This window comes from Pedobacter sp. Bi126, from assembly GCF_918698245.1.
Taxonomy (GTDB): domain Bacteria; phylum Bacteroidota; class Bacteroidia; order Sphingobacteriales; family Sphingobacteriaceae; genus Pedobacter.
Genome location: NZ_CAKKMS010000001.1, coordinates 1263828 through 1290090, shown reverse-complemented (window position 1 = coordinate 1290090; position 26263 = coordinate 1263828). Strand labels below are relative to the sequence as shown.

Below are 26263 nucleotides of genomic sequence, written 5' to 3'. Positions count from 1 at the left end.
AAAAAAAGAAACCATAATGCGCTTATTAAAGTGCATTACCGCTGCGGTACCCATTCAATATATTTATCTCCATAACAATTTTTCTGCAGGTAAAGCGGTGCAGGAAATGCTGATTATGGTTCAGTTTAAACATGTGCGTATTTTAAACGAATTAACGCCGGTACTAAATATTATATTCAACGGGCAAACGGAATTTAGTTATCGGGTTTTCCATGTGCACGAGGTTGAGCGGGCTTTGCGCGAGGGGAGTTTGTTTTTTTACTATGCCACTGCAGCTCAAAATTGCTTATTTAGTAAATCTGGAAATTTTCTTGAATGTGGGACACCTGAGCTCGTTGCAGACCGGGTGAGCAGCACCTATCAACACGAAACGAATAAGGCCAACAAATTTTTATCGGGAGCCACTTTCTATTTTAAACAGCAAAATTTCGAGCATTGTGCTTTTATGCTGCACCAGGTTTTCGATTTAATGTACCGGGCCGTTGAAATTTTGGTAATAGGAAAGGATAAAAAAACACACCGCATCAGTGCCCATCAATTGTATGTTAAAGCCTATATTAAACCGCTTTCTGAGCTGTTTAATGATGAAGAAGAACTTTGCTTGTTGCATTTACTTGATGAAGCCTACCTGGCCGTTCGCTACGAAAACGATTATACCATCAGTAAGCCCGATGTGATGCGACTGTTTGATAAAGTAGATTTATTGTATTGTGTTGCAGAACGGGTTTATCAGGGGATAATGAATAATCATTTCGATCAGTAGGTTAATGAGATGTTTTTAAAGCCGAAGCTGGTCTCTCCATAATGGGCCATCTGTAGATCTGTCATTGGGAGCGAAATCTTTAATCTTTTCGGTAACATAGTTCAAAGATCTCTCCTCCGAAGGAGTTCCTTTGGAACACTCCGCGGTGCTTCGGTCGAGAGGACGATCTTTCTATTGGAGTCTGTCGATGGTAGAAGTTAGTATTTAGCTAAAAACAAAGGAGTTGGATGACAGGTTTTGGCGGTTCGTCATTCCCAACTTGATTGGAACCACGCAGTGCTCATGGATACCTCTGAAAAAAGAAAACTTATGAATAATCGTAATGCAAGCGCTTTAAGATTAGCTTCGCTGAGCACTTCGTGGTTCCCGCCTGCGCCTATCGTGTGGACACATCTTTTGTTAACTATATATATGTTTTTTTAGTACATTTCATTAAGAGGCGGTCGTCATGCTGTCCCGAATGTTCGGGATCAGCATCTTTCCAGCTATAAAAAGGCATTTATCTCCAAAACATTAATTAAGCAAGCATTGTCTTTTCCGCTCTATACCGCGGTGGCATGGTACTTTGGAGCGCCAAAGTACCCAAAGCGCTCTGTCAATCCAGCAATGGGCCTTTTACACAATCCTATACACATCAAAAAATAGCGGCACTTCGTTTAATCAGCTGTTGTCTCCGTTTTCTTCTGTCTGATTGAGCCCTTCGGGGTTTGTGTTCAATACTTCTTTAAAATTTTAAATTAGCTTTATGAACACAAAACCACTGCGTTTTAGGTTTGGTAATGCTATTTGTTCTATTCTGCACCTGTTTTTTTGATTTCTCCGGCCCTTGGGATTGACGGCGTTCTTCGGTTAAAACAATGTGTTATTTAAGGAAGCTAGCAAAACGCCTAAAAAATAAAACTCAAAAAGATGTGTCCACACCATAGGCCTGCGCGGAAAAGACGACCACTCTATTGGAGTCTGTCATTGATAGAGATTAATTCATGGATGAATCAATATAAATAACGTTTTTTAATGCTCCGCAAAGCGTTTGCAAACTAATCATTACCCATAAACTCACTCGGGGTTTTGCCGAAATGTTTTTTAAACTCTGAACTGAAATATTTCCGATCGTTAAAACCCACTGCATAAGCAATTTCGGCAATATTGCCGGTGCCTTGCTTGAGTAATTGGGCTGCTCTTTTTATCCGCAACGATTTAATGAAATCGTTCACCGAAAGGTCGGTCAGGGCCCTTATTTTTTTGTAGAGTACAGGCTGGCTCATGCCAATTTCTGAAGATAGGGTGGGTACATCAAAATCGGGATCGGCAATCCGGTCTTCGATAATCTGGATAATTTTATTCAAAAAGTTTTGCTCTGTGGTGTTAATCACCATGTTTTTAGGCTCGAGCGTAATTACCTGCGCAAACTTTTGTTTAATGGTTTCCCTCGCATTTAACAGGTTTTGGATGTTCAGCTCCAATATTTTTAAGTTAAATGGCTTCATGATGTAAGCATCGGCACCGTTTTCGAAACCGTTTACCTGGTGTACGTAAGCCGATCTTGCCGTTAATAAAACGACAGGGATATGGCTGGTTCGTTCATCGGTTTTAAGTTTCCGGCATAATTCTAAGCCATCCATTACGGGCATCATTACATCGCTGATAATTAGATCCGGAATCAGCTCTAAAGCACAATTTAGCCCGGCAGCTCCATTTTCGCGTTCGTAAATCTGGTATGCGGGGCTTAAAGCCTGTTTAATAAAGGTTCTTACATCTTCATTATCTTCCACGAGTAAGATGCTGTTTTTTCTCTTTTTCTCTGAGTCATCTGGCAGCACATCATCTTGCTTAATTTGTTCGGTTACCTGCGTTGCATTAAGGTTATAATTTAAGGCATCGTCGTAATAAACATAGTCGGGAATAAAATCGGATGGACTAAAATGTGCTTTGCCTATTTTTAAACTTACTGTGAAAGCGGTATTGCCAAAGGCTTTGCCGTTTTTAGGTGTGCTTTCGAAGCTGATCTGCCCATGATGCAGTTCTACAATGCTTTTAGAGAACGATAAGCCCAAACCTGTACCAATAGTTGTAGTGGCATTGGCCTGATAAAAATTGGTGAATAAATTGGCTTGGTTTTCTAATGGAATGCCCTTGCCATTATCGCAGATCTTAATATTAACGATTTGTTTTTCAACCTCTATTTTTAAGCTGATTTTTCCGTTTACAGGTGTAAACTTAAAGGCATTTGAGAGTAGATTAAACATCACTTTTTCCATTTGAACTTTATCAAAATAAAGCTCAATTTCTGCTTTTGTTGTTTCAAACTGATAATCGATGTTTTTGGCAATGGCCATGTTCTGAAACGCCAGAAATATTTCCCTGCAGAACTTTACCACATCGCCAGGACTTACATGTAGTGCCATTTTTCCGCTTTCTGCCTTTCTAAAGTCGAGCAGTTCGGTAACCAGGTTCATTAAACGGTCGGCATTATTTTTTATCGGCTGCAGATCCCGGTTCAGGGCGGGGTTGTCCTTGGCGTTTTCAATCAATTTATCTAAGGGGCCAACAATGAGGGTTAAAGGTGTACGTATTTCGTGAGAGATATTAGTAAAAAACTCAAGTTTGTGCTCGTTAATCTCTTTTTCTTTTTTAAGTACAGCTTTTATTAACAAATAGCGTATAAATACAATAGAAACGGCTGCAAAAGCACAAAAGTAAAACAGGTAAGCCCACCAGGTTTTATAAAATGGTGGCAAAATCTTAATAGCTAATGTGCTGGTTTTGTTGGTCCAAAGGCCATCATTATTACCTCCCTTCACCATCAGGGTGTAGTTTCCTGGCGATAGGTTAGTATAGCTTGCCGACGGGATATCTACATAGTTCCAGTTTTTTTCAAAACCCTCTAGTTTATAGGCATAATGGTTTTTATCAGATTTTATAAAGTTAAGTAGGGTAAAATCAATAGAAAATACATTCTGGTCTGATTTGAAGGTAATTGATTTAATGGTGCTGATGTTCTGTTTAAGTAAACCATCGTCGGTATTCAGGGCTATAGGTTTATTAAACAATTTTAATCCTGTAAAAATAACTGGTGGTGTATTTTTATTCTCTTTGATTTCGTTAGGGAAAAAGCTCACCATCCCGCTTAATCCACCAAAGAAAAAGGCACCTTCACTGTCTTTCAAAAATGATTTGTAATTAAATTCGTTGCCCGGCAGGCCATCTTTAACGTTGTAGGTTTTAAAAGTTTTCTGCCTGGGGTTGTATTTGCATAAACCTTTGTTTGTAGTTATCCATAGGTTGTTAAAATCATCTTCCAGTATGCCCATGATGTTATTGCTGGTTAAACCATCTAAAGTGGTAATTCTGGTATAGCGATGTCGATCGGGATTGAGCTTAAATAAGCCATTACGCGAGGTACCCACGAGCAAATGCCCTTCTTTATCGGCAGTTAAACAAGTGATTTCGTTATACGTTAAAATTCCCGGATCGGCAGCAACACGGCTTACAAATTGTTGGCTACCTTTTTTCAGTTCGTAAAGCCCCGAGTTGGTAGCTACCCACAGGTTTCCATTGGCATCTTCAAAAATGTAATATACCGCATCGGTTAAGCCGTTTATCCGATTGCGGATAAATTTACCGGTGGTGCTATTAAAGCTATTTAAGCCACCGTTGGTGCCTACCCAAAAGCGTCCATAACTATCTTCAAAAACGGCTGTAATTTCGTCATTACTAATAGATAAAGTATCGTTTTTGCGACTGGTATATCTGACAAAATTTTTGGTTTCTGGCTGAAAAAGATTTAATCCACCATAATGGGTCCCAATCCAAACTCTGTTTTTTCTATCCCGTATAATCGATTTTACCAGGTTTGCACTTAAGCTTTTAGGATCGTTGGGGTTGTTTTTATATCGGGTAAAAGTATTGTTTTTCCTGTCGTAATAATTTAGTCCTTCTCCTTCAGTACCGATCCAAAGGTTTTGGCGCTGATCTTCCATGATTGAGCTGACTACGTTACTGCTTAAGCCATTTGTTGCGGTGGTGCTTCTGTAAACCTTAAAGGGCGTATAGTTAGGGTAAGCCATGTTAATGGCGCCATAATAGGTGCCTACCCATATTATGCCCTGCCGGTCTTGATAAATATCGTAAACTGAATTTTGGCTTAGGCTAGCGGGGTCTTCAGGGACATTATGTAGGGAGCTGAAATTTTTGGTGGCAGGATTGTAGATGTTAATGCCATGTAAGGTTCCGATCCATAATTTACCTTCTTGATCCAACATAATTTTGCGGACATTATTGCTGCTAATGCCCTCTTTGTTAAGGCTGGAATATCGGTAAGTGGTAATGGCTTCGGTAATAAGGTTTAATTTGCTTACACCGGTTTGTTTGGTGCCGATCCATAAATTATTTTCAGGGTCTTCAACCATAGCGGTAATATGGTTATCTATTGCTTTGTTAAGCGCTTCACTAAAACCCTTAAAATACCTGAAGTGGGTTTTGCCATTTTTAAAACTCATGTTCATTAAACCATAAGTTGTACTTAGCCATAAGGTTCCATTATGGTCTTCGGTAATGGCATAAACTTCTTGGCGTTGCTTTTGTCCATAAAGAAAGCGTTTAAATTGATACTTCCCATTGGCGCTAAGCAGGTTCAAGCCATTCGGCGTACCAATCCAAACACGATTCTTTTTATCCTGAAAAATGCACCTTATAACATTACTGCTAATGCTGTTGAGATCTTTGTCATTGTGCCTGTAACAATCGAAGTTATCATTCGCTTCATTATATTTATTCAGCCCGTCTTGGGTACCAATTAATAATGTTCCATCTTTTAGTGCCAAAATAGACGAGAGAAAGGCTGCATTGCTCAGACTTTTCTTGTTATTATCTTCGTGATAATATACCTTGAAAGATTTAGAATCGTATTTGTTTAACCCGAACCGGGTGCCAAACCACATAAAGCCTCTACCATCTTGGGCGATAGACAATACCGAACTTTGCGAGAGCCCGTTTTCTACATTGAGGTGTTTAAAAGCATGTTTGTTTTGGGCGTTACTTACAATGATAAAAAATACTAAAGTAATTGTTAGCAGGTATTTCATGTTTGGCACAAAGTGAGGGATGGTTAGCTTTTACCTGATTAAAAGTACAAAATGTTTCTATTATAAAAATCAAATACGTTTGGTGAGGCAATTTTAAGATTTTATCCGCTCATTTGCCCTATTTAATGCTTTTTTCTGCTTTTCTTTAGAATTTTATACCTATTTGTTTAGGATTTTATCCCCTCTCTTTGCCTCCAAAGCAACAATTTTGAATAACCAAATATTAAAGCAAAACCAAACCGTTTAAGCCGATATCCTTTCATAGTAGCCAGAATTATTCTAGCTGGTGTTAGCCACAGGTTATGCCCATAATTTTTTGCGATTAAGAAAACCAATGTTAATCAACTAAACAAAAAATGGATAAACTTTACAAACATCTCAAAATTGGAGAAGCAAAACTGAGCCGTTTTTACTACCCGGTAAAACTATTCTCACTAATAATGCTTTTGAGTTTTACGGCATTTACAGCCTTTGCTCAATCTATAAAAATTTCAGGAACAGTAAAAGATGCTCAAGGAGGAACAATGCCCGGAGTAAGTGTAAAAGTAAAAGGAACTACAACGGCGGTATTAACCACTGGCGACGGTAAATTTTCTATAACAGTGCCCTCGTCACAAAGTGTACTTGTCTTTTCTTTTATTGGTTACGATATAAAGGAAGAAACTGTTGGTAATTCTACAAGTCTGAATGTCACCTTACAAGATCAGAATAATAGTTTGAACGATGTTGTGGTGGTTGGCTATGGTGTACAAAAGAAAGTAAACGTTATTGGCTCGGTGGCAACAATAGATGCTAAATCAATTGAAAACCGTCCGGTTACCAACCTTTCGTCTTCTTTGGGAGGTTTAAGTTCGGGGGTTTCGGTTAGACAGGCTTCAGGTAAACCTGGTTCAGACGGTGCTACGATCAGAATCCGCGGAACAGGAACATTAAACAGCAACAATGCTTTGATCATTGTGGATGGTATTGTGGGTAGCATGGATGCCGTAAACCCGAATGATGTGGAAACGGTTTCTATTTTAAAAGATGCTGCTGCTGCCTCTATTTATGGCTCCTTAGCGGCTAATGGTGTAATACTAATTACCACAAAAAAAGGTAAACAAGGGAAAACTACAGTTACTTACAGTGGTATTGGTTCAGTAGCTAAGCCTGCAAACTTGCCAACCTTTGTAACCGATTACATTACCCATATGCAATTAGTAAATGAGGGGTACAAAAACCTGGGACAAACACCAATTTATACTGATGCAACAATGGCATTATGGGCTACAGCTAATGCTAATCCTGATGGTTTCACAACACAGGGAATTCCAAATTATGTTGCTTATCCAAATACGGATTGGGGTAAAGAAATTTTTGAGAATAATTTTGCACAACAGCATAATATTTCATTAAACGGTGGTAGTGAAAATACACAGTACTTATTATCGGCATTTTACATTAACAACCCCGGTACAATGGCAAATACAGGTTCGGATAAATATAACCTGAGGATTAATTTGCAATCGAAAGTTGCCAGTTTCTTAACTGTCGGTACACAAACTTTTGCCTCTAACCAAACTTATGGTTTGGCAAGTACAGACAATGCATTTAACTTCTTACGTCAAACTACGCCGGGCGTTTATCCCGTATATAATGGTAAGTATGGTTTCCCGGCAGCTGCTGAAGAATCTTCAACAGCAAATAATATTTCTTCCTACTTATACAGTACCGGAGGTGATGATAACGAAACCCGCATTAATACTACAGTTTTTGCAAGATTTGATATTTTAAAAGGATTAAATTTTGAAACAAGGTTCAATTACCAGGCTCGCCAGGAAGAGTTTAATAACCATTCGATAACTAATGAGCGCTGGAATTTTGCTTCTAACATTTTAAAAAGTGCTGCTGCAACGCCCGATCAATTAAGTACAAATTATGGTTTTAATAAAAACTATGCTTATACCATTGATAATATTTTAAATTACAAAACTACAATTGCTAGAGTGCACGACATTGGGGTTTTGGCGGGTTATAATCAATATTATTATAACTATTACAATTTTGGTGCGAGCAAAAAAGGTTTAATTGATGAGACCATTACAACCCTGAGTTCTGGAACAACACTAACTTCTGCATCAGGAGATGAATATGATTATGCGCTACGTTCTTACTTTGGCCGTTTAAACTATGCTTTCAAAAACAGGTATTTATTAGAAGGTGTTTTTAGGTATGATGGCTCATCAAGATTTTCAGCTGATAACAGATGGGGTTTCTTCCCTGCATTATCTGCGGGATGGCGTATTTCGGAAGAGCCTTTTATGGAAGGCCTAAACAATTACGTAGGTAATCTAAAACTAAGAGTATCATGGGGTAAAACAGGTAACAATGCTTCAGGTAATTATGATTATCAGGCGGTATATGGTGCTACTAATTATTCTTTTAATGGCTTACAGTCAACTGGTTTAGTGTCAACAAAGTTTGCAAACAACGATTTGAAATGGGAAACCACTACTACCACCAATATTGGCCTAGATGGTAACTTATTTAAAGGTGCACTGACTTTCGAAATCGATTTGTACAAGAAATATACTGACGGTATTTTGTTTACACCAACCATACCATTAACCACAGGAACCGCAACAGCTGCCACTCAAAATATTGCAGAAGTATCTAACAAAGGTTTAGAGCTAACACTTGGGTATAATGGCAAAGTTGGTGATTTCAAATACGGTGTGTCGGGAAATTTTGCTTACAACTTCAACAGAGTTTCTAAATACAAAGGTTCACTCAATGCGGGTTATACAACCGATGCGTTGGGAAACAGGGTATATACTTCTAATTTAGGTAATGTTTCCAGTGGAAGTACTAACAGAATTCTGGAAGGACATGAAATCAATGAATATTACCTTCAAACTGTTTACAAAGGGAACGGAAGTTATTTTGCCGATGGAAAAGTTGATGTAAATGGCGGGCCAAGAGACGGTATGATCCGTACCCCTGATGATATGGCCTGGTTAAATGCAATGATTGCAGCAGGATATACTTTCCAGCCAACTGGCGGCGTAAGTAAAACTAAAATTTATTACGGCGATTTAATCTATGCAGATAATAATGGCGATGGCTTATATGGCAATGCTTTTGATTCTCAGTTCCTGAATAAATCATCAACGCCAAGATATAACTACGGGTTCAATATGAACTTTTCTTATAAAAATGTAGATATGTCTATGTTATGGTCTGGAAGTGCAGGCATGTGGTATTATTGGAATGCTACAGGTTATAACAATTCTGTCGTATCCTTAGGTAACGCGGTAAATACATTAATTGCCAATGACCATTATTATTACAACGATGCAAATCCAAGCGATCCTGCTAACAATATTATGGCGCACTATCCTCGATTAAAAAACACGACCGATGCACAGAATGCAGCAGTAGCCAGCGATTTTTATTTGTATAACGCCTCCTACCTGAAATTGAAAAACTTACAGATTGGTTATACCATTCCTGAAAAAATTTCGAAAAAAGCTTTAATCAGCAGGGCCAGGATTTATGTATCTGGCGAAAACCTTTGGACCATAACCAATTACCCTGGTTTAGATCCTGAAATTGGGGCTGGTGTTGGCTATCCTACAATGCGTCAATATTCTGTTGGATTAAATGTTACTTTTTAACGATTTAGAAAGAAGAAAATGAAAAAGATTTTAACTATAATATTTACAACCGTTATTCTTATTGGTTGTAAAAAAGATTTACTTGAAACCGCTCCATATTCGCAGATTGCCTCAGAAACAATGTGGACGAGTGATAACCTAACCGATCAGGGTGTAACTGGTGTTTATGCAGTTTTAAGATACGGATGGACCTCAGGTGGTGCTTCCGGGCTAGAGCTTTACCAAATGGATGCTTTAGGTTTTACGGGACAAACATCTGGTGCTGAATCTTTACTTTCCGGTACAATTACGGCATCAAACGGATATTTTAGCTCACATTGGCAAAACCTTTATGAAGGGATTCAAAGGGCCAATGATGCGATTAAAAATATTCCTTTAAAATCTCCTTCATCTGCTGAAAAGAAGGCAAGATACATTGCAGAATGTAAGTTTTTAAGGGCATATTTTTATTTAAGGTTAAACCAGCTTTATAAAGGTGTACCAATTTATTTAGAACCGTTTACTGCAGCCGATGCAACAAAAGCACGTTCAACTGAAGCAGAAGTTTGGGCACAGGTAGTTAGCGATCTTAATGCAGCCATAGCTGAACCAAATTTGCCCGATAGATATGTAAGTGGTAATGCACAGTATGGCCACATTACAAAAGGCGCAGCTTATGCATTACGAGGTAAAGCTTATTTATATACGCAAAAATGGGATTTAGCCGCGGCAGATTTTAGTAAAGTTAAAGACGCTGGTTATACCTTATTTGCCAACTATTCCAATTTGTTTAAAACCGCAAATGAGCAATCAAGCGAAATGATATTTTCTATTCAGAACATAGCTATAACCGGTTTTGGATCTGATACCCAATTTTATTGTGGTACACGTTCTTCTTTTGGATCTTGTTGGAACACCTACCATGTTTCGCCAAATTTGGTTGATCTGTATGAAAATGCAGATGGTTCTAAATTTGATTGGGAAATTGCAATTCCGGGTTATTCTGCTTTAACGGTTGCGGAGCGAGAAGTTTATTTTCTAAGAAACAACTTAACAGCTGCAGAAATTACGGCAGCAACAACAAGAGGCGCAAAAATGAGCCTTTATTTGCCAACCGGTAATGAAGCCCGTTTGCTTAAAGCTTACACCAACCGCGACCCAAGGCTGGCAGCCAATGTTATTACGCCGTATTCTACTTACCTTGGTGTATTTAGTGGTGCAAATGCAGTTGTAACATCCAGATGGCCATATCGCGCTGAAGCAGCAACAAACGGAGATTTACGTACAGATACGCAAAGTTTGTTCTATTATTTATATAGAAAATATGTTTATGAAGGTACAGCAGAAACACCCGCAAGAGATTATGGGCCCACAGACTTGGTTTTAATCAGATATGCTGATGTACTTTTAATGTGGGCGGAAGCGCTTAACGAACAAGGTTTAACTGCTGAAGCCACTGCAAAAGTAAATGAAGTAAGAACTCGTGCTGGCGTAGCTTTACTTCAAAATACAAATGCAGCATTGCCAACATTTGTATCAAGTCAAACTGATTTAAGAGAAAGAATCCGTAACGAAAGAAGAGTAGAATTTCCTAATGAGGGTATTAACTTTTTCGACGAAATGAGATGGAAAAGCTGGAAGGATAAAGTTTTTTACGCAGGTAACGGCGTAAAACAGGCTTGGGGCAAGGTTGTATATGCTTACTCATTTAAAGGTGATTATCTTTACAATTGGGCAATTCCGGCGGTAGAGATAGAAAGAAACCCTAACCTGACTCAAAACGCAGGTTGGATAAATTAGATATTTGGTGGGATTAGCTTTAGGCCGCTATTATGATAGCGGGCCTTTTTAACTGCTGAATTTCTACCTTCTTACTTTTTGTTCAATGTAGAATACCACATTGATCCAAAATCCAGGCTGGTAGAAAATAAAGGAATATCAGTTCAATCTGATAAATAAATGGTTAGTATCGTTAGTTTGGGGCCACCTTGCCTAGCTTGGTGGCTTTTTTAAATGAAGTGAAAAATCAAATTTGAATTGCTTTTTGCAAATTCTTTATTGCGAATACCTAAACTGGTTTGCTTAATAAAAAATAAACATGTTTGCCATAATTGAAAAAACAAACAATAAGATAAAGGCTCAGCGAAAAGTTAGATTTGGATTCCTGCTGGGAGGCCTCATGCTGATGAATGTAGGAGTGAAGGCTCAAATCGAACCTTATAATGTCATTCTGCAACGTATAAATAATGATTTACAGACTTTTGTTAAAGATAAGGCATTGGCCGAAGAGGTTGGCAATCATCTTAAAAATCTAAATGCCGATGGAAGTTGGCAGGATGTTAATTATGCCGATGTGCAATATGATCCGTTAAAACGGATCAAAGACATGGCGACAGTTTACATTCGCCCGTCGAACAAACTTTATAATAACGCCGAGCTGCATAGTGCTATTGTTAAATCTTTACAGAACTGGCTGGATAAAAACCCGAAGAACAAGAATTGGTGGTACAACGATATTTTTTATCCACAAGCAATCGGGCAAACCTTAATTTTAATGCGCAGCGCAAAGGCAGGACTTCCACCAGCGCTAGAAAATGCATTGATCAAAAGGATGATCAGAAAATTAAGAGTTGGTGATGGTGCCAACACCTCTGATGAAGCATTACATTATTTATACCGGGCTTGCCTAACACAAAACAAGGCAACGCTCGATTCGGCCGCAAAATACCTCTTCGAGCCTATTGCCATAACCGAAGGAAAAGAAGGCGTTCAGGTTGATGGGAGTTATTACCAGCACGGAAAACAGCAGGCTATTGCCAGTTATGGAAGGGTGTTTGCCGGAAATTCGGTTAATGCTGCTTTCTATTTACGGGAAACAGCATATGCTTTGCCGAAAGATCAGTTGGCTATTTTGGTCAATTACCTTAAAAATACTTTCTTAAAAACCATAAGAGGATCGTTTTACGATTTTAATGTGCGTGGACGAGGGATTAGCCGCAAAGACTCTTTGAGCAGCGGGCTGGGCGGTATGGTAAATAAAATTAAACTTTTCGATCCCGAAAATGCCGCATATTGGGATGCTTCGGTTAAACGGACCTCGGGGGCGGAACTGCCCAGTTATAAAATTTTGTCTAGCCATAACCAGTTTTGGAAAAGCGGCTATACCCTGCACCTTCGCCCCGATTATACTTTTAGTGTGCAAACGGCATCAACGAGAACTTTACGGACAGAACGCGGTAATAATGAAAACATATTGGGGAAATTTCTCCCCGATGGGGCAACCAATATCCAGCGTAGCGGATCGGAATATGCCAACCTGATGCCTGTTTGGGAATGGGATAAAATCCCTGGAACCACCAGTAGAGATTATGCCGATGATAATGGTGCAACTATTAAAAGTGACTGGGGAATTCCAGGTACCACCAAATTTGTGGGGGGCGTTAGTGATGGTGTTTATGGCGTTTCATGTTACGATTTAAACTATGATAGTGTTCAAGCAAAAAAAGCATGGTTCTTTTTCGATCAGGAAGTGGTTTGTTTAGGTGCCGGGATTAGGAGCGATTCGGAAGAAAATATTACCACAACTGTTAATCAGGCTTGGTCTAGGGGGAATGTAATTTCATCAAATGGAACACAGGCTAAAGGCGAGAGCGAAGTTTGGGCACTTCATGATAGTATTGGGTATATTTTTCCACAGGGTGGGAATTTAGAAATCAGCAATAATCCCCAAACCGGAAACTGGTACCGCATCAATCATTTTCAAGGTAAAACCGAACTCAAACATAATGTATTTAAGATTTGGTTAAATCATGGCAAAAATCCTCAGAATGCCAGCTATCAGTATATTGTTGTGCCAGGAATTGACGCTGCGAGTTTAAAAAAATACAACCGATCGATGATACAGGTATTAAAAAATACAGATGAACTGCAAGCTGTAAAACATACCGGACTGGATATGTTGCAGGCCGTTTTTTATAAAGCGGGAACACTGGTTGCCAATGGCCTTTCTCTTCAGGTAGATCAGCCGTGTACGGTTTACATTAAAGATTTAAACGGTAAAAACCCTACGTTATATATCGCAGATCCCGCACAGGAAAATGCAACTATAAGTGTGTTGTTAAAGCTGCCAGGATTATCGATGTCAAAAAGTATAAATTGTAATTTGCCAAATGGTGCTTTTGCAGGTGCTACAGCAAGTTTTAAAATAAAAGAATAATACACATCTATTAAATTATGAAAAAAATCAATTTCGCTGTCGCATTGGTGATGCTTGGCAGTTCAGTTTCCTTTGCCCAAACCACCAAGAAGCCAATGGCTCAGTTAATTAATGATGAATTTAAATTTGCAGTCGGCCAATATAAAGTACTCGCTAAAAATATACCAGAAGGTAAAACACCTCAAAGTTTCGACAAAGGTAAACCTATCAACTACGATATTAAATGGTGGTGCAGCGGTTTTTATTCGGGCAGTTTGTGGTACATATACGAACAAACTAAAGATCAGAACATTAAGCGAGAGGCAGAAGCAGCCTTAAAAGAGATAGAACCGAACCAAACTTATACCGGAAACCACGATTTAGGTTTTATGATGTACTGCAGTTTTGGCAATGCTTACCGTTTAACCGGCAAAGCAGAATATAAGGCTGTGATTCAGCGTTCGGCCGAATCTTTGGCTACACGTTACCGCCCTGTTGTAAAATCTATCCAATCGTGGAATAAAAGTAAAATGTGGGAGTGTCCTGTAATTATTGATAATATGATGAACCTGGAAATGATGAACTGGGCAAGCGATAATGGAGGAGATAAAAAGTATAAAGAAATTTCGGTTATCCATGCCAATACTACTTTAAAAAATCATTTCCGCCCGGATTTCAGTTCTTTCCATGTAGTAGATTATAACCCTCAAACAGGAGCGGTAATTAGGAAGGCAACGTGGCAGGGCGCAGCAGACTGTTCGGCGTGGTCGCGTGGACAGGGTTGGGCTTTGTATGGCTATACTATGATGTACCGATTTACCAAAGATCCGGTCTATTTAAAACAGGCCAAGGGTATTGCGCACTTTATATTGAACCATCCAAATTTACCTGCCGATAAAATTCCTTTCTGGGATTTCGATGCACAGGGGATTCCATTTGCCAAACGCGATGCTTCTGCAGGCGCACTGATGGCTTCGGCATTGTTAGAGCTTGGTCAGTACACTTCAGGGAGCGAAAAAACAGCATTCAAATCTGCAGCCGAAACCATGATCTATTCGCTTTCGAGCAGTGCTTATCATGCTAAATTAGGTGAAAACGGTGGCTTTTTGTTGATGCACAGCACAGGCGCTTATCCATTAAACAGCGAAATAGATGTACCTTTAATTTATGCCGATTATTATTATTTGGAAGCATTGGCCAGGTATAAAAAATGGTATTTATAGAAAATATTAAATAAAGGTTTAAGCGGAATAGCTGTTTTGAATTGACCAGCAGGTATTGAATTTTTGTTTTATTTGGAAACGAGCGTTCGGCAGTGCTTGGGAAACAGCAGTCCCGTTATTCGCTATAGTTCCGATGAAGAATCGGAGGCTGTCGCTACTGCCGGGTTTATGAACTAGGGCTTGTGCAAGGACTGCCAATAATTGTAATGCTTACCGTGCCATCTAGACCCGATTAAAGTGAACACGAGCCCGATTTTTCATCGGGAGAAGTAAAACGTAAAACGGGAAGAAACCTGAATCGTAGCACAGAAACCTGCTCTCCAAATAATTAAAAATAACCCGAGTGAGCCATCACACTCACATATATAATGATAATGAAATATAAACTGATTTTTTCTGCCCTGCTGATTTTTTCTCAGTTCGCAAACGCACAAAAGAAACCTACAACAGGTGCCGAAGACCGTGCTTTTTGGGTTAAAACCTTAAACCGTATTGCCTATCCAGTAATCCATAATTTGGCAAACGAAACTTTAAAAAAGAACATGCCGCTAGAAAAAGCCCCTGGCTATGGCTTAAACGTAGCCAAAGTTACGTATCTCGAAGCCCTGGGCCGTACCATTGCAGGAGTTGCGCCATGGTTGGCTTTGCCGGATGACAACTCTGCAGAAGGTAAACTCAGAAAAAACATGCGTACCGAGCTTTTAAAAGCGCTGGCCAATTCGGTAAATCCTGCAAGTCCTGATTATATCAGTTACCGCTCCGAAAATCAGCCTATTGTTGATGCTGCTTATGTTGCACATGCTTTTTTGCGTGCACCAAAAGCACTCTGGGAGCCGCTTGATGAAATCACCAAAAAAAGATTTATAGAAGCATTTAAATCGCTGCGCACCAGAAGTGGTGCCTACAATAACTGGTTATTGTTTTCGGGCTTAACTGAAGGGTTTTTATTGAGCATTAGCGAGCAGTACGATCCTGCCCGTGTTCAATTCTCAATTAATAAAATGAAGGAATGGTATGTAGGCGATAGCTGGTACAGTGATGGCGAAAAATTTAGCATGGATTATTACAATTCTTATGTGATTCATCCCATGCTGGTTGATCTTTTAAAGGTATTGGTCGATAAGAAAAGAGCCTCGCAGGCTGATTATGATATAGCCTTGAAAAGAATGGTACGTTATTCTGAATACCTGGAAAGAATTATTTCACCTGAAGGTACTTATCCTGCCTATGGCCGTTCGATCACTTACCGTACAGCAGCCTTTCAGGCCCTGGCGCAAACAGCGCTAATGGAAAAACTGCCAGAATATGTAAAGCCATCGCAAGTTCGTGGCGGCTTAACCGCGGTAATGCATAAGCTGTACGATGGAAACCAGAATTTTGATGATAAAGGATGGTTGGTGCTTGGCTTTAACGGTCATCAACCAGAAGTGGCTGATACCTATACTTCTACCGGGAGTTTATACATGGCCACGCTGGGCTTTTTAACCTTGGGTTTACCTGCCAACAATAAATTTTGGACAGATGCACCCGCACCATGGACCAGTTTAAAAGCCTGGAGCGGAGAAACCATAAAAAAGGATTATAAAGTTGAGTATTAATACAAATAATAAGTATCGTATAAATATATTTGCGGATAGGATCTGATATCGGTTCAGGCCTTATCGCAAAACTCAATTTTTAACCAATGAACAAATTCGAAAGCCGTTACGCGCAAAGCCCTAAAGAAGTTAAACAAATGGATACCGCAGCTTTGCGGGATAATTTCCTGATCGAAAACGTATTTGAGGCCAACCAGGTAAACCTAACCTTATCTCATTTTGACAGATATATTGTTGGGGGTGCAATGCCTGTTGATCAGAAAATAGCACTTCCAAACCCTGATGATTTAAAAGCGACCTACTTTTTAGAGCGTAGGGAACTGGGTATTATCAATGTTGGTGGAAAAGCAATCGTTACTGCTGACGGCGAAAAATACGAATTGGATTATAAAGAGGCTTTATACATTGGTAAGGGTACAAAAGAAGTGTTTTTTGAATCTGCCGCGCCAGGTGAGGCAGCTAAATTGTACATCAATTCTGCCCCTGCACACCACACTTATCCTAACAAAAAAGTAAGCAAAGCTGAAGCGGAGATTGTAGAATTGGGGACACCTGAAACCGCAAACCATAGGATTATAAATAAGTTATTGGTGAATAGTGTTTTGCCAACCTGCCAGTTGCAAATGGGTATGACCGAGTTAAAATCGGGCAGTGTCTGGAATACCATGCCTGCGCATACACATGATAGGAGGATGGAAGCTTATTTCTATTTCGAAGTTCCAAAAGGGCAGAGTGTTTGCCATTTTATGGGCCAGCCACAGGAAACCCGTCACATTTGGATGCAGAGTGATCAGGCGGTAATCTCGCCAAACTGGTCTATTCACTCAGGTGCAGGTACAAGCAACTATACCTTTATTTGGGGTATGGCTGGCGAGAATTTAGATTATGGTGATATGGATCACTGTGCCATCACCGAATTGAAATAAACTACATCATCGCAACTACAGCGCTGATTTTTCATCGGTAGCGAAATGGAGCGATTTTAAATGCATCATAGAATAAAGAACATGTCTAACATATTTAATTTAGCAGGTAAAACTGCATTAGTTACCGGTTGTAAAAGAGGAATAGGAAAAGCAATGGCTTTAGCTTTGGCCGAAGCCGGTGCCGATATTATCGGTGTTTCTGCCAGTCTTGAATTACAAGGTAGCACTATAGAAAAAGAAGTTTTAGCACTGGGTAGAAAGTTTTATGCTTACCAGTGCGATTTTGGTAAACGTGAAAATACCCTGGCTTTTGCTGCGCAGGTAAAGGCCGATCATCCCGTTATCGATATTTTGGTCAATAATGCCGGAACTATTTTACGTCAGCCGATTGCTGAACATTCGGATGAGTATTGGGACGAAGTAATTGCGGTAAACCAAACTGCACCATTTATTTTAACCCGAGAAATCGGAAGGGAAATGATTGCAAGAGGAAGCGGAAAAGTGATTTTTACGGCATCCTTACTGTCGTTCCAAGGTGGAATTACGGTTCCTGGTTATGCAGCAAGTAAAGGTGCAATCGCATCTTTAACCAAAGCTTTCGCAAACGAGTGGGCTTCAAAAGGCGTAAATGTAAATGCCATTGCACCTGGTTATATTGCAACCGATAATACTTCTGCTTTACGTGAAGATCGGGATAGAAGCACTTCTATTTTATCGCGTATCCCTGCCGGAAGATGGGGAACGCCAGAAGATTTTAAAGGACCAACATTATTTCTGGCCTCACCTTCCAGCGATTATGTTCACGGAACAATTTTAACCGTTGATGGCGGTTGGATGGGACGATAGGTTAGTCCTTAGTCTTTAGTTGATTATTTAAGACGATAAAACCTGTGAGGGTTATACCAAAGAAGTCAAGTTTTCAAAACTTGACTTCTTTATTTTAAATAACCTGCTGGTTTTTTTATTCACTTTGGACTCTAAACGCTCAGCGCCAAGCGCCTGGCTGTTAATAAAGGTTATAAATCTCTTTAATATCTTTCAAAATCTTTTCGAAATCGATCTTCAAGTCAATTAACTTTCCAGTATGGATATCAAATACCCAGCCGTGAACGGTTAATCCGCGATCAGAAATAGCTTCCTGAACTGCTGCTGTTTTTAACAGGTTTACACATTGCTCCTGAACATTAAGCTCTACCAATCTGTTATAACGAAGACTTTCATCTTCAATGGCATTTAGTTCGTCTTTATGGATACGGTATACATCGCGGATGTTTCTTAACCAGGGGTTTAATATGCCCAAATCTGCAGGCTGCATGGCTGCTTTAACGCCTCCACAATTGTAATGGCCGCAAACCACAATATGGTTAACTTTTAAATGGCGAACGGCGTAATTTAAAACCGTCATCACACTCAGATCCACGTTGTTTACCAGGTTGGCCACATTTCGGTGCACAAAAGCCTGCCCTGGTTGTATACCCATTAAATCTTCTGCAGTAACGCGACTATCTGAACAGCCGATGTACAAAAACTCAGGGCTTTGGCCTTTCGATAATTCAGTAAAATAATCAGGGTTGATGGCCAGTTTTTCGGCGATCCATTTTTCGTTGTTCTTAAAAACTTCTTCTACATTCATGCTTTTGCTTTAAATAGAATTTTGGGATATGTTGTATTGATAAATTGGCATTTATTGCGCCATAAAACTAAAAAAAGATTCTCTCATTTCGGTAAGTTCTTCTTCTTCTCTTTCGTTAGCTTAACTAACAACTTTTTCTGTTAAATGTTTAGTGGTTTGAAAGGTATTGTGGAAGGAAACCAGCTATAAATAGTATAAATGTAATAAAGGCGGTGAAAAATAAAAAAGGTTTAATGCCAGCGGTACTGCCACCATTCTTTAATATCAGTTGTCTGGCTACGTCTGAAGTGAGCAATGATACGCAGATTAAAAATACGAAAGCAAGCGCTAAGCCAACACCAATACCAAATATTTCTGTCTCTTTTCTGGTGTAAAATACGTTGAAAAAATCGGATAGGAAGAGTAAGTTCCAGATTACCACTATACCTACGGCAACTGGAATTTTAATCGGGAAACCAGTTTGAGCCTGAAGCTGGCTGATCTCCTGCTCAATGTAACTTGGGGTAGGTTCGGTATCATTAAGAAAACCCGTTTGTGTGATCTCTGCCACCCGCTCCTCTGCATTTCCCAGAAAGGTAAAGAAGATGTCTTTATTGTATTTTTCAACTCGGTGGGTAATCCTGATTGAACTACCTAATATAGAAGTATGGGGAGTAATGGCGATAATATCTGAGCGTTTAAAAACGAAATTGCCCCTGATAGATGCATTAAGTTCGAGTTTAAATTCGCTTACTTTTAATGTGGCAAAAGGCCAGGTTGCCTTAAAACCGCCTATTCTAACGCCACCGGTTTCTTCAAATGTATTCATTTATCGAGCAGTTAATCTGTTCGAATATATTCCATTTAATCTGATTTTTTATAGTCTCGATTAAATTTATCTGAAGAAAAATAAAAGCCAATATCAATCACCGTTATTGTTTAACGCGGATTAACATTGACTTTAAAAATGTTTTTAACTGGCAACAGCTACCGCATTCTTGTTAATGTGGTTAGGCAGTTCTTCAAGCGTATATAAGTTAACCAACGATTCTCTTAATACATTTTTAGCATCATACCACATGTTTTCTTGGGTAAAATGACAAACGCCATTGGTTAGCTCGGTAATAATTGCACCAATTAAGGTTGCAAAATGGTTTTCGAAAACATCGCCAGAATGATATTTTAAAGAAAATACTTTGTTGTAATTTTGAAGCTGAGCTTCAACCTCTGCGCTCAGTTTTATAGGTTTTGCAACCTTTCTTTTTTTCTTTTTAAATAATCCCAATATCTTTTGTACAAAACTCTGCTTGATGATTTTGTCTTTAAAGAGCTTTTTCTTGTATTCCTTAAGGTCGAATGATTTAAGGGATACGCCAAAGTTTAGTTTTAGGTTATTCTCGTTAAATATTTCCAAACTGGGTTTGTCCCATCTAAAAACGATAGGCAAGCTTCCATTCGGGTTTCTAAATGAAAAAGAGGAGTTAATATCCAGAACATTTTCATGCTCATTTAAACGTTTTAAAATTGTTGGGATAAGATCGTCTGTTAATGAATTGGTGTAGATGTTTATATAAGCACTCATGTTTAATTAAGATTAGCTGAAATCAATTATCGCAAATGGGCAATTGCCATAGGCTTTATTAAATGATAGTAAGGATATCATTATATTGTAGAGTGATCCATTTTAAATAGATTCGGCTCTTCAATATTCGATTAACTTGGAAATCTTAAGGTGAATTGGCGGTTGTCGTTTTTCATTTGTGTATGTGTTTTTTTGTGTGGCATTATTTTCGGCGGATGCGTTTTTTTAAATTTCAATTACTTAAACGAATCAAAAGACTGAAACGTTACAGTTAAATTTTTTTTAATAGCCCTTGAGCAATAATTATACCACAAATACGTTGACTATTTTAATCTTTCCAGCAGCGTTTTCATGTTGTTTAGCTGTAGGATGTTTTTAAATTCGGGCGTGTCAAAACCACCTTTATCTATCACATGCTTTAAGCTTCTGTTAAAGCTTCTTACGGAGATGCCCAGGTAGGCAGCCATGTCTTCTTTTGAGATGGAGATATGCTCATCGGCCTGTAGTTTGAGCAATTTTAAAAGTGCATATTCCAAGGTATATAGTTGTTGGAAGGATGCCCGTGTACTGGTTTGTATAATTCTGGTAGACAGTTCCTGGAGTAAGATTGTAGTAAATTCACTACTTTTATTGATCAGGGAAAGGAATAAATGGTCAGGGATAACATAGGCTGTAACATCACTTATTGCGGCTACGTTGCACAAACAATAAATCTTTTTTAAAGCTTCTAGTTCGCCAACCACTTCACCTTTGCCTAAAAATTCGATAATAAAGTCCTTGCCGTTTTCCTCAGAGATGAAACACTTGCTTATTCCTTCTTTAATAATGTAGATATTGCTGATTTTTTCTCCCTGTTCAATAAATCTATAGCCCGCTTTAAAGTTTTTAAGTGTAATGGTTCCCCCTTCACTTTCGGTACAGAAACGTTCGATAAAGGATAAGAAAGTAAGATTGGTCCGTAGCATATTTTTCAGTCAGGACAAATGTCCTTTTTTAGCAGTCTTGGTTGCGTTACTTTTGTCGCATTAAAAGTAAGCATAACAATGAAAAATCAAATTACCGTAATTGCTTTTGATGCTGATGATACCCTTTGGGTAAACGAACCATATTTCCGCGAAACGGAAGAACAGTTTGCAGGTCTTTTAGAAGATTTTATGCCTCATCATAGCATTCTGGCCGAACTTTACAAAACTGAGATAGCCAATTTGCCACTTTACGGCTACGGGATTAAAGGTTTTGTTTTGAGTATGATCGAAACAGTTTTGAGGATAACTGAAGGTAAAATAGACCCTATTGTGATTAGTAAAGCGATAACACTAGGACAGGAAATGCTCAATAAACCAGTTGAATTGCTTGATGGGGTAGAAGAGGTACTTAAAGCCCTGCACGGAAAATACAGATTAGTGGTTGCGACGAAAGGCGACCTGCTCGATCAACAGCGCAAACTCACCAAATCAGGACTCGATCACTATTTTCACCATATTGAAATTATGAGCGATAAACAGGAAAAAGATTATCAAAAACTGATCAAACACCTGGATTGTAAACCTGAGGAGTTTTTAATGCTGGGCAACTCCTTAAAATCGGATGTTTTACCAGTACTGAATATTGGCGGACATGCCGTTCACATCCCCTTCCATACCACATGGGTACATGAAAGTATCGATCATACCATTGAACATGTAAATTTTTATCAGATGGAAAATCTATCTGAGGTTTTACCAAAATTAATTGAATGAAAGAAAAAATAGATATAAATACCTGGATCAGAAAAGATCATTTTAAATTTTTTAGCGCCTTTGACGAACCTTTCTTTGGCGTAACCGTAGAAGTAGACTGTACCGCTACCTACGAAGAAGCAAAAGAACATCAAGTTTCTTTTTTCCTGCTTTATCTGCACAAATCGCTGGTTGCTGCAAATCAGGTAGAGCCTTTTAGTTACCGCATTATTGATGGCGAAGTTTGGAAATACGATAGCGTGAATGCTGCAGCTACCATCAACAGACCAAATGGCACATTCGGATTTGGCTATATGGATTTCTACAGGGATTTTGAAGATTTTAGAACATCAGCCAATAAGGAGATCGAAAAGGTACAGGCCAGCACGGGTTTAATCCCTTCCTCATCAGGTGAAAATGTGATCCACTATTCGGCATTACCCTGGTTGAACTTCACATCCTTATCACATGCCCGCAATTTTGCTTATCAGGATAGCTGCCCCAAAATATCTTTTGGCAAGGTTAGGGATGAAAACGGAAGAAAAATAATGTCGGTTTCCATACATGTAAACCATGCTTTGATGGATGGTTATAACGTTGCGCAGTTTGTAGATGCCTATCAGGAGCTATTAAACAAAAAAGAGGTTAGCGCGTATATTTAGCCTAAACCTTTAAGGAATTAAACCTAAAGGATATTTAATGTTCGGTTAATATTAGGAATTTATTTTCGGTGATGTTTATAGCTGCCGTTATTATTCCTTTTTATCTTTTAGCTATTGTAGCCATGTGTTATATGGATACCGTTTTTAAGGCCATTATGTTTTTTGTGCTGTTACTTATTGCCACATTTGTACTTTTTCTGTTCATTAATTATCCTATGCAATCGGTTTTTGCGGTAATCTGTTTAATGGCCATGTTTGCTTTTAAACCTAAAGATTAATTAAAAAATGAATTATGATTTGCATTCGAGAAAGTATTTGCTATTTTTGCTGCTCAGGCAGGAAGCTTGTTTCAATTACCGAATGATTATTTAATTATTAGTAATATTAAAATTGGGGGATTAGCTCATTTGGCTAGAGCGCTTCGCTGGCAGTGAAGAGGTGATCGGTTCGAATCCGATATTCTCCACCCTTATAATTAAGCCCTTAAATTTAATTTAAGGGCTTTTTTGTGCTTTGAAATGGTGGTTTTTCAGCACGAAATAAGCACGATTGATATCTTAAATAAATACATTTAAAGTGATTGAACGAATATGAATGTGGCACAGCATGCGATCTGGCTTTCGCCGCAAGTAAGGCGCTCAGCCCTTACAGTGCAATTATACAAATGAACAAAACTATCTATCAATATTAGCTAAAATTTCCTCATGCTGGTGCACGCCTGTGGCGTGTGAGAAATGAATAGAATTGTAGCAAAGCCTGGCAGCAAAGTTAGGCTTTGCTTGTTTGTAAATACCTCTTCGGTAAACGCAATAGCTTGATATGTAGAATGATAATACTTTGTAGTGGCAAGGAGTTGACTGACGAAATTTTGGAGTACGGATTAAGTGGACAGAAATTAAATGTAAATGGAACATCTCCAAGAGTTGCACAAAAAAATAGAACAAAATATTATAATGACCCTACAGTTTATGGAATCAATCCTCAACGGAGGAAGCGGGCCTGTTAACCAAGTTAGACCACAACCGAAGAAATAACATGTCATTATCACAAATCGACCTAAGAACTAGATATCAGCATAAACATGCGCCAATATTTAATACTCAAAGCTGGTGTATTTCAGAACTGTACTGGTCCTTTTTAAAAAACTATGATGTTGGAAAAGTTAAGAAATGTTTTATTCAGGTGAGTGACGACTGGGGCGATGAAGTAAATAAATATACTAACTGGAATGATTGCAAAGGAATTAATATGTCATTTGCTTTTGAAGAATATTTTGATAAAAGCGACTATCATAAAAAGGAAATGTTGCTTGAGATCGTTCATAGAGGTATGATGGCAATTGCAGGTAAAGAAGGATGGGATTCAGATCCGCTGTTAGATGCATTCAACTCTTGTAGGGCTGCTAATTTAGATTATTCATTTCTGGTTCAGGGTAAATTTAAAAACTCTCCAAGTAGAAAATATAAATTTGGGCTTTGGTGTGAATGGGGTCTTAACGAACTTAAAGTTTTTTGGATTCTTAAAGACAGAAATGAGGAAGAGATAAAGCGGGTTTTGTTAATTAATGAAAGTTTAGCTAAAGGAGAATCGGTTTATTATTTTACCTATAAATGGATGGATAATGAGACTGTAGTGGTAACAGATGATTATAGTAATGTAAACCGATTATGGAAAATAGATATTAATATATAGTAGTCATAAGAGTTAAGCTAAGTTATACTAATGTTGTTTTTTTAATTCTAAGGCACAAATTATGAAAAGCCAAAATAGTATTGGAATAAGGTACAGTAGCATCTCGAAAAAAACCAAATCGGAGATGTTGAGTTTAGGGCCTGAGGTTAAGGGTATTACTGTTGGAAAGTCTGGTAGTTGTTACTATCAGCTCCTTGATGGCAGAGTTATCTATGATGTGATTGGCGTTAAGTATTACTTATTCCAAAATCTTATTGATTTTGAGAGTTTTATTGCGTTGTCACAATCAGAAAAAACTTATGTCACTACTGCTATTTATCCAATAGATGATGAGAATTTTATTGAACACAAGGATGAATATATTAATACTTTTATTAAGCGTTTTACATCTAAAATTGCATTTGAAAGAATGGATGAACTAAAGCGGATCGATGAATTTTTGAGTACTTTGGATAAAGCACAATTATGGGAACTCAGAATCCCTATAATTGCGACTTGTGGGGAATTTTTGATAAATAAATCTAATACCGGCACATGGAAGTATTTAAACACATCTATCAAAGGAGTCAAACAACGGCAGCCTATCTTTATAGTTGAGGGTAAATTGATTAGTCCTTCTTTGATTTTTGACCTGGAGTACGATAAGAAATTGAAAAATAAAAATTATCAGGTCAACTTCTTTGATGGGATATCTTCTAGGCTTTAATAGCACTTGGATTCACAAAAAAAGAAGCAGATGAGATGGCACATTATTCAAGTACATATGCTGATCATCCTACTAATCGATAAGATTTGCTGATTTTATGTGGCATCCACTCGCAACAAAAGTCCATCCTTATCGCTCTGGAATAAATTATAATAAAACTAAAGATTCCCAATTGGAAAAAAAATAATGTTTGACATTCTATGATGAGTGATAAAGAAGCTGAAAGTGGAATGACATGAGAACAAGCAACAGCCAGAGGATTAAAATTTGGATGGGATAATATATTTAGTTCTGATGGAGGTAAAGATCTAGGGAAATTTGAGTAGGGTATTCATACTTTGCAAGACGCAATAGTACATGGAGGAATGACAACTCATGAGCATTTTGGTTCAAATTGGTCATCCGTTAAACAAACTTTATTTAAAGGTATGTTTGGGTCAACTGATGATGCTTCAAATCTTACAAGATCCGCGGGAATAGTTACCCGGCTAATGGCAGGAAAAGATGTTAAATTTAAAAAAAAATGAAGAATTGAATTTCAGAGGGATGTCGAATAATCGGGTGTCGTTAATGATTGGATTGTTGTTAAAGCAAGGGTTTTCGGGCACTATAAAGATGAATTGATATGAAAGTAATTATTTTAGTTTTGAAAATTGTTGTAATAGGCTTTTTATGTTTGGATTTATTATACTGGGGTGCTATTTATGGTTCAGGTCATAAAATTCCTAAAGATACTGAGTGGTTCTTGGCGAAATGGGCTATAATTTTAGCTTTTACTTTACTTTCAGTTGTTTTACTTTCAAAGAGGCTTGTAAAGAAATAGCAATTATTTCAAATTAGATGCTTAATGATTTTTAATACTTTACT

Annotated in this window: 19 protein-coding genes and 1 tRNA gene; 15 read left to right on the top strand and 5 right to left on the bottom strand. The window is 38.3% G+C overall.

Annotation, left to right across the window (positions count from 1 at the left end):
- Positions 1-16: 16 nt before the first annotated feature.
- The gene (locus LQ201_RS05130) at positions 17-763 is read left to right on the top strand and encodes a HEPN domain-containing protein (RefSeq protein WP_230145701.1); all 747 of its coding nucleotides are present in this window, start codon (positions 17-19) and stop codon (positions 761-763) included.
- Between the two features lie 1037 nt (positions 764-1800).
- Here LQ201_RS05130 and LQ201_RS05125 read toward each other — a convergent pair.
- Positions 1801-5847 (bottom strand): hybrid sensor histidine kinase/response regulator transcription factor, encoded by a 4047-nt coding sequence (locus LQ201_RS05125; RefSeq protein ID WP_230145699.1) that lies wholly within the window; start codon positions 5845-5847, stop codon positions 1801-1803.
- A 356-nt stretch (positions 5848-6203) separates the two neighbouring features.
- Between LQ201_RS05125 and LQ201_RS05120 the strand changes: the two genes are divergently transcribed.
- The 7 genes from LQ201_RS05120 (at position 6204) to LQ201_RS05090 (ending at position 18270) form a co-directional block, all read left to right on the top strand.
- Positions 6204-9503 carry a TonB-dependent receptor gene (locus LQ201_RS05120; RefSeq protein ID WP_230145697.1) on the top strand — a complete coding sequence of 1100 codons (3300 nt, stop codon included), beginning with the start codon at positions 6204-6206 and terminating at the stop codon, positions 9501-9503.
- Positions 9504-9521: 18 nt separating this feature from the next.
- Positions 9522-11282 (top strand): RagB/SusD family nutrient uptake outer membrane protein, encoded by a 1761-nt coding sequence (locus tag LQ201_RS05115; RefSeq protein ID WP_230145696.1) that lies wholly within the window; start codon positions 9522-9524, stop codon positions 11280-11282.
- A 298-nt stretch (positions 11283-11580) separates the two neighbouring features.
- The gene (locus LQ201_RS05110) at positions 11581-13698 is read left to right on the top strand and encodes a polysaccharide lyase 8 family protein (protein ID WP_230145694.1); all 2118 of its coding nucleotides are present in this window, start codon (positions 11581-11583) and stop codon (positions 13696-13698) included.
- Between the two features lie 17 nt (positions 13699-13715).
- Positions 13716-14900, top strand: a complete 1185-nt coding sequence (locus LQ201_RS05105; RefSeq protein ID WP_230145692.1) for a glycoside hydrolase family 88 protein — start codon at positions 13716-13718, stop codon at positions 14898-14900.
- 374 nt (positions 14901-15274) lie between these two features.
- Positions 15275-16498: a DUF2264 domain-containing protein gene (locus LQ201_RS05100; protein WP_230145691.1), complete on the top strand. Its 1224-nt coding sequence runs from the start codon at positions 15275-15277 to the stop codon at positions 16496-16498.
- A gap of 86 nt (positions 16499-16584) precedes the next feature.
- A complete protein-coding gene (gene kduI, locus LQ201_RS05095; protein WP_230145690.1) occupies positions 16585-17424 on the top strand; it encodes a 5-dehydro-4-deoxy-D-glucuronate isomerase in 840 nt (279 codons plus the stop codon).
- Between the two features lie 81 nt (positions 17425-17505).
- A complete protein-coding gene (locus tag LQ201_RS05090) occupies positions 17506-18270 on the top strand; it encodes an SDR family NAD(P)-dependent oxidoreductase (protein WP_230145689.1) in 765 nt (254 codons plus the stop codon).
- Positions 18271-18430: 160 nt separating this feature from the next.
- On the opposite strand, the gene LQ201_RS05085 is transcribed toward LQ201_RS05090, so the two are convergent.
- The 4 genes from LQ201_RS05085 to LQ201_RS05070 all read right to left on the bottom strand — a co-directional run bounded on the left by LQ201_RS05085 (position 18431) and on the right by LQ201_RS05070 (position 21583).
- Positions 18431-19057, bottom strand: coding sequence for a carbonic anhydrase (locus LQ201_RS05085; protein ID WP_230145687.1), 627 nt, complete (start codon positions 19055-19057; stop codon positions 18431-18433).
- A 148-nt stretch (positions 19058-19205) separates the two neighbouring features.
- Positions 19206-19865, bottom strand: a complete 660-nt coding sequence (locus tag LQ201_RS05080; RefSeq protein WP_230145685.1) for a hypothetical protein — start codon at positions 19863-19865, stop codon at positions 19206-19208.
- Positions 19866-20009: 144 nt separating this feature from the next.
- Positions 20010-20618: a hypothetical protein gene (locus LQ201_RS05075; protein WP_230145684.1), complete on the bottom strand. Its 609-nt coding sequence runs from the start codon at positions 20616-20618 to the stop codon at positions 20010-20012.
- A 323-nt stretch (positions 20619-20941) separates the two neighbouring features.
- Entirely contained in the window at positions 20942-21583 is a 642-nt protein-coding gene (locus LQ201_RS05070) for a Crp/Fnr family transcriptional regulator (RefSeq protein WP_230145683.1), read from the bottom strand.
- Positions 21584-21661: 78 nt separating this feature from the next.
- On the opposite strand from LQ201_RS05070, the gene LQ201_RS05065 reads away from it, so the two are divergent.
- The 7 genes from LQ201_RS05065 (at position 21662) to LQ201_RS05035 (ending at position 26219) form a co-directional block, all read left to right on the top strand.
- Complete coding sequence (locus tag LQ201_RS05065) at positions 21662-22357, top strand: HAD family hydrolase (RefSeq protein ID WP_230145681.1); 696 nt, start codon at positions 21662-21664, stop codon at positions 22355-22357.
- Positions 22354-22998: a chloramphenicol acetyltransferase gene (locus LQ201_RS05060; RefSeq protein ID WP_230145679.1), complete on the top strand. Its 645-nt coding sequence runs from the start codon at positions 22354-22356 to the stop codon at positions 22996-22998. Before LQ201_RS05065 ends, LQ201_RS05060 begins: the two co-directional genes overlap by 4 nt.
- A gap of 71 nt (positions 22999-23069) precedes the next feature.
- Positions 23070-23276, top strand: coding sequence for a hypothetical protein (locus tag LQ201_RS05055; protein WP_230145678.1), 207 nt, complete (start codon positions 23070-23072; stop codon positions 23274-23276).
- Between the two features lie 114 nt (positions 23277-23390).
- Positions 23391-23464, top strand: a tRNA-Ala gene (locus LQ201_RS05050).
- 569 nt (positions 23465-24033) lie between these two features.
- The gene (locus LQ201_RS05045) at positions 24034-24690 is read left to right on the top strand and encodes a hypothetical protein (protein ID WP_230145675.1); all 657 of its coding nucleotides are present in this window, start codon (positions 24034-24036) and stop codon (positions 24688-24690) included.
- A 61-nt stretch (positions 24691-24751) separates the two neighbouring features.
- Positions 24752-25396, top strand: a complete 645-nt coding sequence (locus LQ201_RS05040; RefSeq protein WP_230145674.1) for a hypothetical protein — start codon at positions 24752-24754, stop codon at positions 25394-25396.
- 625 nt (positions 25397-26021) lie between these two features.
- Positions 26022-26219 (top strand): hypothetical protein, encoded by a 198-nt coding sequence (locus tag LQ201_RS05035; protein WP_230145672.1) that lies wholly within the window; start codon positions 26022-26024, stop codon positions 26217-26219.
- The last annotated feature ends 44 nt before the right edge of the window (positions 26220-26263 follow it).